This window comes from Nocardia sp. NPDC006630 (assembly GCF_040611495.1).
GTDB lineage: Bacteria > Actinomycetota > Actinomycetes > Mycobacteriales > Mycobacteriaceae > Nocardia.
Map to the genome: position 1 here is coordinate 52,615 of NZ_JBEXOK010000018.1, position 17,513 is coordinate 70,127.

The 17,513-nt window shown below is 69.3% G+C and carries 2 protein-coding genes (both only partly in view); both read left to right on the plus strand.

Going from position 1 to position 17,513, the window contains the following annotated elements; all coding sequences use genetic code 11:
- On the plus strand, positions 1-2,888 hold the end of the coding sequence (locus ABZX86_RS37645) for a non-ribosomal peptide synthase/polyketide synthase (RefSeq protein ID WP_355130821.1). 15,082 nt of this gene lie to the left of the window's left edge; only the last 2,888 of its 17,970 coding nucleotides appear in the window; its start codon lies off the left edge, out of view; the stop codon is at positions 2,886-2,888.
- On the plus strand, positions 2,888-17,513 hold the 5' end (the start) of the coding sequence (locus tag ABZX86_RS37650; RefSeq protein ID WP_355130822.1) for a non-ribosomal peptide synthase/polyketide synthase. 23,729 nt of this gene lie beyond the right edge of the window; 14,626 of the gene's 38,355 nt are visible here — the first part of the coding sequence; the start codon lies at positions 2,888-2,890; its stop codon lies beyond the right edge, outside the window. The genes ABZX86_RS37645 and ABZX86_RS37650 overlap by 1 nt, the downstream gene beginning before the upstream one ends.

Below are 17,513 nucleotides of genomic sequence, written 5' to 3' on the forward strand. Positions count from 1 at the left end.
CGGACCGCCTGCGCGAGCTCATGGAGCGGCACGCCGTCACCGTGCTGCACCCGGTGCCGTCACTGCTCGGCATGCTGCTCACCGCGGGTCCGCTGCCCGCCTCGATGCGGGCCGTGCTGGCCATCGGCGAGGCGCTGCCCGCCGCGACCGCCGTGGATTTCCTGGACAAGCATCGGGAGCAGTCCGCCCGGCTGTTCAACCTCTACGGCCCGACCGAGGCCGCCGTCTCGATCACCTCCTTCGAGGTGGCCGAGCAGCCCGCCCAGACCGTGCCGATCGGCGCACCGGCCTGGAACAGCGGCGCGTACGTGCTCGATGCCCGCCTGCAGCCGGTCCTGATCGGCGTACCGGGCGAGCTGTACCTCTCCGGTGCGCAGCTGGCCCGCGGTTACTACGGCCGCCCCGCGCTCACCGCGGATCGCTTTGTCGCCAACCCCTTCGGCGAAGGACGGCTCTACCGCACCGGCGATATCGTCCGCCGCCGCGCCGACGGCGTGCTCGAGTATGTCGATCGCGCCGACTTCCAGGTGAAGATCGGTGGCTTCCGCATCGAACTCGGCGAGGTCGAGACCGCGCTGCGCCGTCAGGACGGCGTGACCGCGGCGGTCGCGGTGGCCCGCACCGCCGGTGACTCTGGAGCCAGGCTGGTCGCCTATGCGGCCGTGCCGGGCGCCGACCCGGCCCGCTACGACGAGGTGGCGGCCGGACTGCGCGCGGGCCTCGCCGCCGACCTGCCCAAGTACATGGTTCCGGCCGCCCTGGTGGTGCTGGAAGCCCTGCCGCTCAATGTGAACGGCAAGGTCGATCGGGCCCGGCTGCCCGAGCCCGGCTTCACCGCCGCCGCCTACCGCGCCCCGGAGACCCGGCTCGAACGCCTGGTCGCCGCCTGCTTCGCCGAGGTCATCGGCCTGGAGTCGAATGCCGATGCCGATCCGGTGGCCGGTCTGGACGCCGATTTCTTCGCCCTGGGCGGCAATTCGCTCATGGCGACCCGGCTCGCTGCGCGGCTCGGCGCGGATCTGGGTGTGCGGGTGCCGGTCGCGGCGGTGTTCGAGGCCCCGACCGTGGCCGCGCTGGCGGAGCGGCTGGCGACGGCCGACCCGTCCGAGGCCCGGCTCGCGCTGGTCCGCCGGACCGGCGAAGGCCCTGCGCCGCTGTCACTTTCGCAGCAGCGCATGTGGGTCGTCAACCGCCTGCACCCGGATTCGGCGGCCTACAATGTGCCCGCCGCCATCCGCCTCACCGGCACGCTCGACCACGAGGCGCTGACCGCCGCGGTACGAGATCTGCTGGGCCGCCACGACATTCTGCGCACCAGCTACCCCGAGATCGACGGCGAAGCGGTACAGCTTGTGCTGTCCGTGGACGAGGTCGCCATCGACATGACCCCGATCCCGGTGTCTGCCAAGGCAATTCCGGCGAAGCTGGCCGACGTCATCGCCGCCGGTTTCGATGTCACGGCGCGGCCGCCCGTGCGCATGGCACTGCTGCGGATCTCGGCCACCGAGCACGTCCTGGTCGTGGTCATGCACCACATCAGCTCGGACGGCTATTCGGTCACGCCGCTGACCCGGGATCTGGTGCAGGCCTACACGAGTCGTCGCGGTGGTGTGGCCCCCGCGTGGACTCCGCTGGCCATCCAGTACGGCGATTACAGCGACTGGCAGCGTGCGGTGCTCGGCGCGGACACCGATCCACAGAGCCTGCTCAGCGCGCAGCTGGCCTTCTGGACCGCCGAACTGGCCGGTGTGCCGGAGCAGCTCCCGCTGCCGACCGACCGGCCCCGTCCGGCCCGTCGCGATATGCGCGGCGCGACTGTCGATTTCGAGGTTCCGGCCGAGCTCACCGCTCGGCTCGCGGCGGTGGCCCGCGAGCACGGCGCGACCCTGTTCGGCATGGTGCACAGCGCTTTCGCGGTACTGCTGTCGAAGCTGTCCGGGCTGCGCGATATCGCGGTCGGCGCACCCGTCGCGGGTCGTGGCGAGCGGGCTCTCGACGATCTGATCGGCATGTTCGTGAATACCGTGGTGCTGCGCACCGAGGTGGACACCCGAGCCCCGTTCCACGAGCTGCTCCGCCAGGTGCGCGATCGTGATCTCGCGGCCCTGGCCCAGGCCGAAGTGCCGTTCGAGCGCGTGGTGGAGGCGGTGCTGTCCACCTCCGGCCGTACCCGCTCCAGCGCGTACACCCCGCTGTTCCAGGTCATGTTCACCTTCCAGAACATGAACACCCCCGCGGTGGCGCTGCCCGGTCTCGAGGTCGAGGTGCTGGAGCCGGAGCTGACCGAGGCCAAGTTCGATCTGCAGCTCACCGGTATGGAGCGCTACGACGCGCAGGGCCGGGTCACCGGCCTGCGCATGCAGTTCGCCTATGCCACCGATATTTTCGAGGCAGCCACCATTCGCCTGATGGCGGGACGGCTGCTGCGGGTGCTCGACACCGTCGCCGGTGATCCGGCGATCGTGGTGCGCGCCATCGATATTCGTACCGATGCGGAACGCCCTCGCAGTGGGCAGTCCGCACGGTCGGTCGCATCGGAGTCCTCCGACGCGGCAGTGCACTCCGGCACCGGCGCCCCGCAGGCGCCCGCCGCGGTGCCACCGGCCGAGCTCCCGGCGCTGATCGCCGCCGCCGCCGAGCTCGCTCCCGGCGCGATCGCCGTCTCGCACGGCGAATACCGCGTCACCTACCGCGACCTAGCCGCCAAGATCGCCACCGTCGCCCGTGCCATGGGTGCGGCGGCGAAGCCGGAGGCACTGGTGAATGTCGCATTGGCCGGTTTGGTACCCGGCATCCTGGCCGCCCTCGGTGCGGGTGGCCTGTCCCAAGTCCTGCGGACGCTCTCGGGCGATGCGCAGGCACTGCTTTTGTCAGAAGGAGCCCTCTGATGTCCGGTGTGGAGTCGGTCGCAATCAGCCGGTTCGGTAACCAGGCGGCGCTGCGCAGCGCCTACGGTCTCGCCGATCTGCCGAATCTGATCGAGACGGTGGCGGCCTTGGAGCCGGACCGTATCGCGGTGCGGGGTGGGGATATTTCGGTCGGCTACGGTGCGCTGGCCGCTGAACTCGGCATGCTCGCCGAGGCCATGGGTGGTGCGCTGGAACCGGAGTCGCTGGTTCAGGTCGTCATTTCCGGTCAGCTGCCCGCCCTGATGGAGGGCGAGGAGGGCGCGCTCACCGCCGTTCTCGAGGACCTGCTGAACGATGCCGTCAAGGCCGCGGCCGCGGTGCTGTCGCCGCATCTGGCGCCGATCGAGACGCTGGCCTCGCTGTTCGAGGAGCAGGTGCGCCGCACCCCCGACGCGGTGGCGCTGCAGTTCGGCGGCGAGTCCCTGACCTACGCCGAATTCGATGCCCGCGCCAATGCTCTGGCCCGGCGGCTGCTCACCGCCGGCGTCGGACCGGACGTGCTGGTCGGCCTGGCCGTGCGCCGCTCCTTCGAACTGCTGGTCGGCATGTACGCCATCGTCAAGGCCGGCGGCGCGTACGTCCCGCTGGATCCGGATCACCCGGCCGAGCGCCTGTCCTATGTGCTGTCGGTGGCGAAACCCGCTGTCGTACTGACCACTACGGCCGATGAGCCGGACTTCGATACCGCCGTCCCGGTGCTGCGCATCGACGAATTCGAGCGCACCGCGACGGGCGTCGCGCTCTCGCCCACCGCGGATCGCGATGTCGTGCAGGCGCATGCGGACAGCATCGCCTATGTCATCTTCACCTCGGGTTCCACCGGACGCCCCAAGGGCGTGGCGGTCTCGCACCGCGCGATCGTCGCGAATCTGCGCTGGCGCCAGCGCATGTACCGGTTGCACGAGGCCGACGCCGTGCTGCAGAAGACGCCCTTCACCTTCGACGTCTCGGTCTGGGAGTTCTTCTGGCCGCTGCAGGTCGGCGCGCGCCTGGTGATCGCCGAGCCGGAGGGTCACCGTGATCCGGCGTACCTGCTGCGCACGATCGCCGACTACGGCATCAGCATCGCCCACTTCGTGCCCTCCATGCTGTCGGTCTTCGTGGCCGAGGCCGCGCGCGACGGCGTATCCGATTCCCTGCGTGGCGTTTTCGCCTCCGGTGAGGCCCTTCCCGCCGCCACCGCCGCCGCCTTCCGCGACGTCAGCGGCGCCACCCTGCACAATCTGTACGGCCCGACCGAAGCGGCCGTCGACGTGACGGCGCACGAGGTCACCGCCGCCGATACCGTGCAGGTCCCGATCGGCGCGGCCGCCGATGACACCGATCTGCTCGTCCTCGACGACAATCTGGAGCCGGTCCCGGCCGGTGTGGTCGGCGAGCTGTATCTGGCCGGTGTGCAATTGGCCCGCGGCTATGTCGCCCGCGCGTCGCTGACCTCCGAGCGTTTTGTCGCCAATCCCGAGGGTGCGCCCGGCGATCGCATGTACCGCACCGGTGACCTGGTGCGCTGGACCCCCGCCGTGGACGGCGGCCCCAGCGAGCTGGAGTACCTGGGCCGCAGCGACTTCCAGGTGAAGCTGCGCGGCCTGCGCATCGAACTCGGTGAGGTCGAGGCGGCACTGCTGGATCACCAGCAGGTCGCGCAGGCGGCGGTACTGCTGCACCACACCGTGAGCGGCGATCACCTGGTCGGCTATGTGGTGCCCGCCGCCGGCGACCTGGACACCGCGGCCGTACTGGCGGCGGCACGCGAACGCCTGCCCGAGTACATGGTGCCCTCACTGCTCATGGTGCTGCCGGAGTTCCCGGTGAACCAGAGCGGCAAGCTGGACCGCCGGGCCCTGCCCGAGCCCGAATTCACCGACAGCGCAGCCGAATACCGCGAGCCCGAGACCACCGCGGAGGTGGCCGTGGCGGCCGTCTTCGCGAATCTGCTCGGCCTCGAGCGGGTCGGCGCCGAGGATGATTTCTTCGCCCTGGGCGGCAATTCGCTCATTGCCACCCGGGCCATCGCCCGGATCTCCGAGGCCCTGCGCATCACCCTGGATGTGCGCGACTTCTTCGATCGCCCGACGGTCGCGGCGCTCGCCCTGCTCGCGGAAGACCCGGTCGCACAGGCCAATTCCGATGCGGCGCTGATCGGACCGGCCGAATTCGACGCCGACCGGCCGGTGCTCGCCGCCGCCGCCCGCCCGGACCAGGTGCCGCTTTCGCCCGCCCAGCAGCGCATCTGGTTCCTCAACCGCTACGCGCACAGCGAATCCAGCGCTCCCGCAGACGGTTTCGATCAGTCCGCCGTGGACAATTTCGATCAGTCCGCCGTGGACAATATGCCGTTCGCCCTCCGGCTGCGCGGCGATTTGGATGTCGCGGCGCTGTCCGCCGCCGTCTCCGACCTGATCGAGCGGCACGAATCGCTGCGCACCTACTACCCGCAGACTCCGGCCGGCCCGACCCAGGTGGTGCTGCCGGGCCTCGATGTCGACCTCACGCCGGTCGAGGTGGCCGAAGACGGTCTGGTCGCCGCCGTATCCGCCGCGGCGGCACGGGGATTCGACGTCGCGGCCGAGGTGCCGCTGCGCATGCGACTACTCCGGGTCGGTCCGGCCGACCACGTATTGGTGCTGGTGCTGCACCACATTGCCGGTGACGGAGCGTCCATGGGCCCGCTGGCCCGGGACCTGGTTGTCGCCTATACCGCTCGGCAGACCGGGACGGCGCCCGGCTGGGCCCCGCTCGCGGTGCAGTACGCCGATTACGCGCTGTGGCAGCAGGCGCTGCTCGGCGACGAGACCGATCCGGACTCGCTGGCCGCCCGCCAGCTCGAATTCTGGGCACAGGAACTCGCGGAACTGCCCGCCCAGCTGGAACTTCCGCTGGATCACGCCCGCCCGGCCGTCTCCAGCTACCGCGGCGCCACCATCGAATTCGAGATCGGCGCCGAACTGCGCGCCGCCGTCGACCGGGTCGCGGCCGCCTGCCAGGCCACCCCGTTCATGGTGCTGCACGCCGCACTCGCCGCGCTGCTGGCCCGGCTCTCCGGCTCCGCCGATATCGCCGTCGGCATTCCGGTCGCCGGTCGTGGCGATGCCGCCCTGGACGATCTCATCGGCATGTTCGTCAATACCCTGGTGCTGCGCACCGAGGTGGACGGCGCGGCCTCCTTCACCGATCTGGTCGCGCACGCCCGCCAGCGTGACCTGAGCGCCTTCGCACACCGCGAGGTGCCGTTCGAGCGCCTGGTCGAGGTGCTCAATCCGGCCCGCGCGCAGAACCGGCATCCGCTGTTCCAGGTGGCGCTGTTCATGCAGAACCTGGGGGAGCAGAGCCTGCTGCTGCCCGGTGTGGACGCCGAGGTGTTCGACTTCGAGACCGGTGTCGCCAAATTCGATCTGCAGCTGACGATCTCGGATCGCGACGAGGCGTACAGCGCCGCCTTCACCTACGCCACCGACCTGTTCGACGCCGCCACCGTGCACGAGTTCGCGGCCAAATTCACCCGGCTGCTGACCGCCGCGACCGCCGCCGCCGATCGCCCGGTGGGCGATATCGAACTGCTGGACGCCGGCGAATTCGACTATGTCACCGCGAGCTGGAATGCCAGCGGCCACCGCGTCTCCGACCTCTATCTGCACGAGGGCTTCGACGGCCAGGAGCGCCGGACCCCGCAGGCCACCGCGCTCATCTTCGGTGACACCGAACTCACCTACGCCGAATTGTCCGAGCGCGCCAACCGATTGGCCCGGCTGCTGATCGAGTCCGGCGTTGGCCCGGAATCGCAGGTTGTGCTGGGCATGGCCCGCTCGGTCGAGTTGATCGTCGCCATGTACGCGGTACTGCGCGCCGGCGGCGCCTACGTGCCGATCGATCCGAGTCATCCGGCCGAGCGCATCGGCCATATTCTCGGCACGGCCCACCCGCACGTCGTGCTGACCACTCGCGCCGACGGGCTCACCCTGCCCGAAACCGCCGACGTGCCACTGCTTTACGTGGACGAGCTGGACCTGTCCGGCTACCCGGCCACCCGCATCGACGATCGCGCCCGCCGCGCCGCGCTGCACCCGGACCATCCCGCCTACGTGCTGTTCACCTCCGGCTCCACCGGCAAGCCCAAGGGCGTCGCGGTCACCCACCGCGCCATTGCCAATCAGCTGGCCTGGATGCAGGCCGAATACGGTGTGAACCGGTCCGATGTGTACCTGCAGAAGACCGCCACCACCTTCGACGTCTCGCTGTGGGGCTACTTCCTGCCGCTGCGCACCGGCGCCACCATGGTGCTGGCCACCCCCGACGGCCACCGCGACCCCCGCTATGTGGCGGAAACCATTGCCCGGCACGGGGTTACGCTCACCGACTTCGTCCCGTCCATGCTGACGGTCTTCGCCATGCACGCCCAGCGCGCCGAACTCGATTCGCTGCGCGACGTTTTCGTCATCGGCGAGGCGCTGCCGCCGGAGACGGTGGCGGCCTTCCGTGCGGTCAGCGCCGCCGGTCTGCACAATCTGTACGGCCCCACCGAGGCCGCGGTGTCCATCACCTTCCGCGAAGCCCTCGATACCGACACCGTGACCGTCCCGATCGGCGAGCCCGAGTGGAATTCGCAGGTCTACGTGCTGGATTCGCGCCTGCGCCCGGCGCCGATCGGCGTGGCGGGTGAGCTCTACCTGGCGGGCGTGCAGCTGGCGCGCGGCTATTTCGGCCGGGTCGATCTGAGCTCCGACCGGTTCGTCGCCAACCCGTTCACCTCTGGTGAGCGCATGTACCGCACCGGCGACCTGGTCAAGTGGTCCGCCGAGGGTGAACTGGTCTACCTGGGCCGCATCGACTTCCAGGTCAAATTCCGCGGCCAGCGCATCGAACTCGGTGAGATCGAGACCGTCCTGCTGGCCCATCCGGCGGTGAGCCAGGCCGTGGTGCTGGTCGCCGATACCGCCACCGGCCAGCAGTTGGTCGGCTACGTGGTGCCCGCGCCGGGCCACACGGTGGACACCGCCGAACTCCTCCGCGCCGCCGCCGACCAGCTGCCGTCCTACATGATCCCGGCCGCCGTGCTGGCCCTGGACGCCTTCCCGCTGAACTCCTCGGGCAAGCTGGATCGAAAGGCCCTGCCGGAAGCGGTATTCGGCGCCGACGACACCGGCTTCCGGGCCCCGCGCACCCCGGCCGAGGAGATCGTCGCCGGTATCTTCGCCGATATCCTCGGCGTACAGCGGATCGGCGCCGACGACGACTTCTTCGCCCTGGGCGGCAACTCACTGGTCGCCACCCAGGTGGTGGCCCGGGTATCGGCGGCCTTCGGCGCCCGGATCGGGGTGCGCGCCCTGTTCGAGTCCCCGACCGTGGCCGGTCTCGCGGCCCGCGCCGCGACCGCCGAACACCCCGCCGACCAGCGGCCCCCGCTGACCGCTCAGCCGCGGCCGGAACTGCTGCCGCTGTCCGCGGCGCAACAGCGCATGTGGTTCCTCAACCAGTTCGACACCGCCGCACCGACATACAACCTGCCCTTCGTGGTTCGCCTGCGCGGCCGCGTGGACCTGGATGCGCTGCGCACCGCCGTGCTGGATGTGGTGCGGCGTCAGGAATCGCTGCGCACGCTGTTCCCCGAATCCGTGGACGGCGGTCACCAGGTGGTGCTGCCGATGACGGAGGTCGATCTGGATCTCGCCGTGCGCCCGGTATCCGTGCCCGAAGTGGACTCGGCGGTGGCGGAATTCGCCGCGCGCGGCTTCGACGTCGCTCGTGAGCTGCCCCTCCGAGTGCGCTTCTATCAGGTCGCCGCCGACGAGTATGCGATCGCCTTCGTCGTGCATCACATTGCGGCGGACGGCTTCTCGTTCGGTCCGCTGGTGCGCGAACTGACCGCGGCCTACCTGGCACGAGCGAACGGCGAAGCGCCGCAGTGGAGCCCGCTGCCCGTGCAGTACGCCGACTACGCGCTGTGGCAGCGCGCCGTGCTGGGCGACGAGCACGACCCCGACTCCACTTTCTCCCGCGAAATCGCCTACTGGCAGCAGACTCTCGCGGAACTGCCCGAAGAGCTGAATCTGCCCCTCAGTCACCCCCGGCCGCAGGAGGCCAGCTACCGGGGCGGGCGCATCGGTTTCACCATCGATGCAGACCTGCACCGAGCGGTCTCGGCCCTGGCCCGCGCTGAGGGCGTCACCGTCTTCATGCTCATGCACGCGGCGCTGTCGGTGCTGCTGTCCCGGCTGTCCGGCGATGCGGATATCGCCGTCGGCACGCCGATCGCCGGCCGCGGCGAACAGCAGCTCGACGATCTGATCGGCGTGTTCATCAATACCCTGGTGCTGCGCACTCGGGTCGAGGGCGGCGATACCTTCGCTGAACTGCTGTCCCGCACCCGCGAAACCGATCTCTCCGCCTTCGCGCACGCCACCCTGCCGTTCGAGCGCCTGGTGGAGATCCTCGAGCCGGCCCGCTCGCAGGCCCGGCACCCGCTGTTCCAGGTCATGCTGTCCTTCCAGAACTCGGGCCCCGCCGCAGCGGAGCTGCCCGGCCTGACCGTCAGCGGCGTCGACCTGCCGCTGGACACCGCCAAGTTCGACCTGCAACTGGTGCTCACCGAACAGCACGACGGCACCCCATCCGGCATCACCGCCGAACTGATCTACGCCACCGACCTTTTCGATGCCGCCGCCATGGCGAGTTTCACGCAGCGCTTCGAGCGACTGCTGGAAGCCGTGACGGCACAGCCTGATCGCGCCGTCGGCGATATCGACCTGCTCGACGATCACGAGCACGAGCTGGTCGTCTCGCAGTGGAACCACACCGCATTCGACGTAGCTGCGGTCCTCGACGCCCTGACGGCCCCATCATCCGAGGGCGCTTCCGCCGCGTCCACGGCCTCGTCGTCCGAGGGCGCTTCCGCCGCGTCATCCCGGCATGCTCTTGGCCGGGATCTCGCTGTCGCAGCTGTGGATTCCGGCCAAAAGCATGCCGGAATGACGAGGGATGCTACGAATACACTGGTCGCGCTGTTCGAAGCGCAGGCCGCGCGTACTCCCGGCGCCACAGCTCTCTCGTTCGAGGGGACACCCGAGCGCAGCGAGGCACGGGCAGAGCTGTCCTACGGTGCGTTCGCCGGTCGTGTGCATCAGTTGGCGCGCAAGCTGATCGAGGCCGGTGTCGGCCCGGACAGCCTGGTCGCGCTGGGCATTCGCCGGTCGCTGGACCTGGTGATCGCCATGTACGCGGTGCTGGAGGCCGGTGGCGCGTACGTGCCACTGGACCTGGATCAGCCAGCGGACCGTATTGCCTACGTGCTCGACACAGCCGACCCGGTGTGCGTGCTGACGACCGAGCGCGACGGGTTCACCCACGAGGGTGTCTCGGTGCTCGCGGTCGATTCTCTCGAGCTGTCGGCGTACTCGGATGCTCCGCTGACCGACGCGGAGCGCCGTGCGCCGCTGCGGCCTTCGAATACCGCCTACGTCATTTTCACCTCCGGTTCGACGGGCCGTCCGAAGGGTGTGGCGGTCAGCCATGCGGCCATTGTCAACCGTTTGGTGTGGATGCAGTCCGAGTACAGCCTGACTGCTGACGATGTGGTGTTGCAGAAGACTCCGGCCACTTTCGATGTGTCGGTGTGGGAGTTCTTCTGGCCCTTGCAGGTCGGTGCGCGCCTGGTCGTGGCCAAGCCCGACGGTCATGGCGACCCGGTGTACCTGGCGGAAGTCATTGCCGGAGAAGGCGTCACGACGACACACTTCGTGCCGTCCATGCTGGCCGTGTTCGTCGCCGAGACCGCTGCCGCCGAATGCACCAGCCTGCGAATGGTTTTCGCCTCCGGTGAAGCATTGCCCGCGACCACCGCGCAGCAGTTGCGCGCGGTGACCGGTGCGGCGCTACACAACCTGTACGGTCCCACCGAGGCCGCGGTCGATGTGACCTACCACCAGGTCGTCGACGCTGATACCGAGACGGTGCCGATCGGTCGTCCGGTCTTCAATACCCAGCTCTACGTGTTGGATTCGCGTCTGCACCCGGTCGCGCCGGGTATGGCGGGTGAGCTCTACCTCGCGGGTGTGCAGCTGGCCCGTGGTTATGTGGCGCGTGCGGATCTGAGCTCGGATCGGTTCGTAGCGAACCCCTTCACCCCGGGTGAGCGCATGTACCGCACCGGTGACCTCGTGGTCTGGACCGCCGCCGGTGAGCTGGAGTACCTGGGCCGCACCGACTTCCAGGTGAAGCTGCGCGGGCTGCGGATCGAACTCGGCGAGATCGAGGCTGCCCTCACGGCCCATGAGTCGGTCGCGCAGGCCGTTGTGGTCCTGCGTTCGGATACCCGCACCGGTGATCAGCTCGTCGGCTATGTGGTCCTCGCCGAGGGTTCGGTGGATGTGGACGCCTTGCGCGCCCACCTGTCCGCACAGCTGCCCTCGTACATGGTCCCGGCCGGTTTCGTGACCATGGATGCGTTCCCGCTCAATGCCAATGGCAAGCTCGATCGTCGTGCCCTGCCCGAGCCGGAGTTCGCTGCTCGCGAGTTCCGTGCTCCGGCCACCCGTGCCGAGGAGATTGTCGCTGCGGTCTTCACCGAGGTGCTCGGTCTCGAGCTCCCGGTGGGTGCCGAGGACGACTTCTTCGAGCTGGGTGGCAACTCGCTCATCGCGACTCAGGTTGTCGCTCGACTCGGTGCGGCTCTCGATACCCGTGTGCCGGTGCGCACGCTGTTCGATGCCCCGACTGTGGCCGCTTTGGCGGCCCGTGTGCAGGCGCAGGCGGGCACCGGTAGCCGCAGCGAACTTGTGGCGCAGGAGCGTCCGGACGAGATTCCGCTGTCGCTCGCGCAGCAGCGCATGTGGTTCCTGAACCGTTTCGACACGGCTTCGGCTGTGAACAACATCCCGCTCGCGGTCCGCCTCACCGGCGACCTCGACGTCCAGGCGCTGGCGCTGGCCGTAGGCGATCTCATCGACCGTCACGAGGTGCTGCGCACCGTCTACCCCCAGACCGCGCAGGGCCGTGGCGTGCAGGTCATCCTGCCGTCCGGACCGATTGCCGACAGCCTGGGCTCGGCGCCGGTCGACGTCACCGAGCGCAACCTCGAGGCCGCGCTGACCCCGCTGCTCACCGCGGGCTTCGATGTGACCGCCGCGGCTCCGGTGCGTACCGGCCTGTTCCGGGTCACCGACGCCGAACAGCCTGCACACGTCCTGGTTTTCGTGGTGCACCACATTGCCGCCGACGGCTGGTCGCTGGCCCCGCTCGCCCGCGAGATCATGACCGCCTATGCGGCCCGTGCGAACGGCGCCGCGCCGCAGTGGAACCCACTGCCCGTGCAGTACGCCGACTACGCGCTGTGGCAGCGCGAGGTGCTCGGCTCCGAGGAGGATCCGAGCTCGCCGATCGCACAGCAGATCGACTACTGGACCCGCGGCCTGGACGGTCTGCCCGAACAGCTCGATCTGCCCTCCGATCGCCCGCGCCCCGCGGTGGCCTCCAATCACGGTGCCGTGCACCGGTTCTCGCTGGAGTCCGATCTGGCCGAGGCGCTCGACCGCCTGGCCCGCACCCAGGGCGCCAGCCGGTTCATGGTGGTGCACGCGGCCTTCGCGACACTGCTGTCGCGGCTGTCCGGCTCCGCCGATATCGCCATCGGCACCGTGGTCGCCGGCCGTGGTGAGGCCCTGCTCGACGAGGCCATCGGCATGTTCGTCAATACCCTGGTATTGCGCACCGAACTCGATACGGCCGAAAGCTTCACCGGCCTGCTGGCCCGCACCAAGGACACCGATCTGGCCGCCTTCGGCCACGCCGATCTGCCGTTCGAGCGCCTGGTGGAGATTCTCAGCCCGGTCCGCTCGCAGGCCCGGCACCCGCTGTTCCAGGTGCTGCTGTCCTTCCAGAACACCGGCGCCGCCGCGTTCACCCTGCCGGGTCTCGCGGTGGACGGGGTGCCCTTCGACACCGCCACCGCGAAGTTCGACCTGCAGCTGAATATGACCGACGATGCCGCCGGCGGCATCGTCGCCGAATTCACCTATGCCACCGATATGTTCGACGCCGGCACCATTGCACTGTGGGCCGAGCGCCTGGTCCGCATTCTGGACGCGGTGGCCGCAGAACCGTCCGCGGCCGTCGGTGATATCGAACTGCTCGACGGCGCCGAATACAGTCTGCTGCTGGATGTCTGGAATACCACCGCGCACGAGTGGGCCGATTCCGCCACCCTGATCTCGCTGTTCGAGGAGCAGGCGGCGCGCACTCCGCTGCGGACCGCGCTGGTATTCGAGGGCACGCCCGAGCTGACCTACGCCGAGTTCTCCGCGCGGGTGCACCGGCTGGCCCGGCACCTGATCGCCGCGGGTGTCGGCCCGGAAAGCCTGGTCGCCCTGGGCATGCGACGCTCCATCGACCTCGTGGTCGGCATGTACGCCGTCATCGCGGCCGGTGCGGCGTATGTGCCGCTGGATCCGGATCATCCGGCCGATCGCATCGGCCATGTCCTCGATACCGCCCGGCCGGTGTTCGTGCTGACCTCCGGCGCGGACCTGGACCCGAGCATCGAGCGGCAGCTCCGGATCGACCTGCTGGATGTATCCGGATACGCTGCGGAGCCGCTGCGCGATGCGGACCGCATCGCACCGCTGCGCCCGGACAACACCGCCTACGTCATCTTCACCTCCGGTTCCACCGGCCGCCCCAAGGGCGTCGCGGTATCGCACGCATCCATCGTGAACCGCCTGCGCTGGCTGCAGCAGGCGCATGTCGCTCTCGACGAGAACGATCGACTGCTGCAGAAGACGCCGGTCACCTTCGATGTGTCGGTGCCCGAGTTCTTCTGGCCGCTGCAGGTCGGCGCCCGACTGGTGCTGGCCCGCCCCGAAGGGCACACCGATCCGGCCTACCTGTCGGAACTGATTCGCCGCCAGGGCATCACCTCCGCCCACTTCGTCCCGTCGATGCTGGCGGTCTTCGTCACCGAACCCACTGCTGCACAGTGCAATTCGCTGCGTCACGTGTTCTGCTCCGGTGAGGCGCTGCCCGCCGCGGCCGCCCGCCGCATGTGGGAATTGACCGGTGCGCGGGTGCACAACCTCTACGGCCCCACCGAGGCCGCGGTCGAGGTCACCTTCCGCGAATTCGTGCTCGGGGACGCCGATTTCGTGCCCATGGGCCGCCCGGTCTGGAACACCCGGGTATACGTGCTGGATTCGCGTCTGCACCCGTCGCCGCTCGGTGTTCCGGGTGAGCTGTACCTGTCCGGCGTGCAGCTGGCGCGCGGCTACCTGCGCCGCGCCGACCTCACCGCCGATCGGTTCGTCGCGGACCCCTTCCACCCGGGCGAGCGCATGTACCGCACCGGCGACCTGGTGCAGTGGACTGCCACCGGCGAGCTGGAATACCTGGGCCGCACCGACTTCCAGGTCAAGCTGCGTGGTCAGCGCATCGAGCTGGGTGAGATCGAGACCGCGCTCACCGCACAGGACGCCATCGCCCAGGCCGTGGTGGTGCTGCGCACCGATGAGCGACTCGGCGATCAGCTCGCCGCCTATGTGATTCCGGCCGCCGGCCACCTCGTCGATATCGACGAGGCACGGACGGCGCTTGCGGAATCCCTGCCCGGCTACATGATTCCGGCCGCCTTCGTGGTGCTGGACGCCTTCCCGCTGAACATCTCGGGCAAGCTGGACCGAAATGCTCTGCCCGCGCCCGTATTCGAGGCCAAGGTTTTCCGTGCGCCGACCACTCCGATCGAGGAGATCGTGGCGGGCACCTTCGCCGATGTGCTCGGCATCGAGCGGGTCGGCCTCGACGACGACTTCTTCGAACTGGGCGGCAATTCGCTGGTCGCCACCCAGGTCACGGCCCGCCTGGCCGCCGCGCTGCGCGCCGATCTCGGTGTGCGCGTGCTCTTCGAAGCGCCGACCGTAGCGGCGCTGGCCGCCCGTGCGGAGGAAGCCGCCGGTACCGGCGGCCGGGCGCCGCTGGTGGCGCGTCCGCGCCCCGAACTGCTGCCATTGTCCCCGGCGCAGCAGCGCATGTGGTTCCTCAACCGCCTCGATCCGGAGTCGGCGGTCAATAATATTCCGCTGGCCGTGCGTCTTTCCGGCGATCTCGAGGTGGCGGCCCTGCGCCGCGCCATCGGTGATGTGGTGGACCGGCACGAGGTGCTGCGCACCGTCTACCCGGCCACCGCCGACGGCCGCAGCACCCAGGTGGTGCTTCCCACCGGCCAGCGCCTTCCGGGTCTGGAACCGGTCACGGTCACCGAAGCCGAACTGGCCGAGCGTATTTCCGAACTGGTCACCGTCGGGTTCGATCTCACCACCGCGATTCCGATGCGCGTGGCGCTGTTCCGCCTCGCGGACACCGGCACTGCGACAGCCGAACATATTCTGGTCTTCGTCCTGCACCACATCAGCGGTGACGGCTGGTCGCTGGGTCCGCTGACCCGCGATCTGATGACCGCCTACGCCGCCCGCGCCGAAGGCGCTGTGCCGCAGTGGAATCCGCTGCCGGTGCAGTACGCCGACTACGCACTGTGGCAGCAGCGGGTCCTGGGCTCCGAGGACGATCCGGACTCGCTCGCCGCCCGCCAGCTCGCCTACTGGACGCAGGCCCTGACCGGTCTGCCGGACGAGCTGCGGCTGTCCACCCGGCCGCGTCCGGCCGTCGCCTCCAACCGCGCCGGTGCGCACCTGTTCGCACTGCCCGCCGACGTGGTGGCCGGTCTGAACCGGGTGGCGCAGCAGCACGGCGCGACCCTGTTCATGGTGGTGCACAGTGCTTTCGCCGCCCTGCTCGCCCGGCTCTCCGGCGGCGAGGACATTGCCGTCGGCGTCCCGGTCGCGGGCCGCGGTGACCGTGCGCTCGACGATATGGTCGGCATGTTCGTCAATACGCTGGTGCTGCGCGCGCAGGTGCGCACCGGTGAATCCTTCGCCGACCTGCTGAGCCGGGTGCGCGAGCACGACCTGCGGGCTTTCGCCTATGCGGAGGTGCCCTTCGAGCGCCTGGTGGAGGTGCTCGACCCGCCCCGCTCGCAGGCCCGGCACCCGCTCTTCCAGGTCATGCTGACCTTCCAGAATCAGAGCGTCGCCGCCCTGGAGCTGCCCGGTCTCGCCGTCTCCGGCGTGGACCTGGACCAGCAGTCGGCCAAATTCGACCTGCAGCTGACCCTCTCGGACGCCGACTCCGGCATGTCGGCCGAACTCACCTACGCCGCAGAGCTTTTCGACGATCACTTCGCGACCGCCTTCGGGCGGCGCTTCGTCCAGGTGCTCGCCGCCGTCGCCGCCGATCCGTCCGTGGCCATCGGCGATCTCGAACTGCTCGACGCCGCCGAGCGCGCACTGGTCGTGACCGACTGGAACGACACCGCCGTGCACTGGGATTCGGTCTTCGCCGAGCGCAATTCCGCTGCCTCGACCCTGGTTTCGCTCTTCGAGGCACAGGTGCTGACCAGCCCCGATGCACCTGCCCTCGAATTCGAGGGGACAGTTCTGTCCTACGGCGAGTTCGCCGCCCGGGTGCACCGCCTGGCGCGCTGGCTGATCGCCGAGGGCGTCGGACCGGAATCCTTTGTGGCGCTGGGTATGCGGCGCTCCCTCGATCTGGTGGTCGGTATGTACGCGGTCACCGTCGCCGGTGGCGCGTATGTGCCGCTGGATCCGGAGCACCCGGCAGCGCGCACCGAAGATATGCTCGCCACCGCGGATCCGGTGTGCGTGCTGACCTCCGGCGCCGATCTGGACGTCGACACCGCGCAGGTCCGCATCGATCTGCTCGATCTCACCGGCTACTCCGGAGCGCCGCTGGACAATGCGGATCGCCGTGCGCCGCTGCGGGATTCGAATACCGCGTATGTCATCTTCACCTCCGGTTCGACGGGCCGCCCGAAGGGTGTGGCGGTGCCGCACTCGGCGATCGTCAACCGTTTGGTGTGGATGCAGTCCGAGTACGGGCTGACCGCCGCCGATATCGTGTTGCAGAAGACCCCGGCCACCTTCGACGTCTCGGTGTGGGAGTTCTTCTGGCCGTTGCAGATCGGCGCCAAACTGATCGTCACCGCGCCGGACGGCCACCGCGACCCGGCCTATCTGGCCGGCCTCATCGCCCGCGCGGGCGTGACGGTCACGCACTTCGTGCCGTCGATGCTCTCGGACTTCCTTGCCGAGGCGGCGGCTGCCGAGTGCACCGGCCTGCGCCTGGTGTTCACCTCCGGTGAGGCGCTCACGCCCGAGCCGGCCCAGCGCCTGTGTGCGATCACCGGCGGCGAGCTGCACAACCTGTACGGCCCGACCGAAACCGCCGTCGATGTCACGTACCACGAGGTCACCGCCGCCGACACCGCCTCGGTGCCGATCGGTTCTCCGGTCTTCAACACCCAGGTGTACGTGCTGGATTCGCGCCTGCGCCCGGCGCCCGTGGGTGTCACGGGTGAGCTCTATCTCGCCGGTGATCAGCTCGCGCACGGCTACGTCGCCCGCCCCGATCTGACTTCGGATCGCTTCGTGGCCAACCCCTTCGGGGACAGCGCCCGCATGTACCGCACCGGCGACCTCGCCGTCTGGAACTCGGATGGCGAACTGGAATACCTGGGCCGCAATGATTTCCAGGTCAAGCTGCGCGGTATGC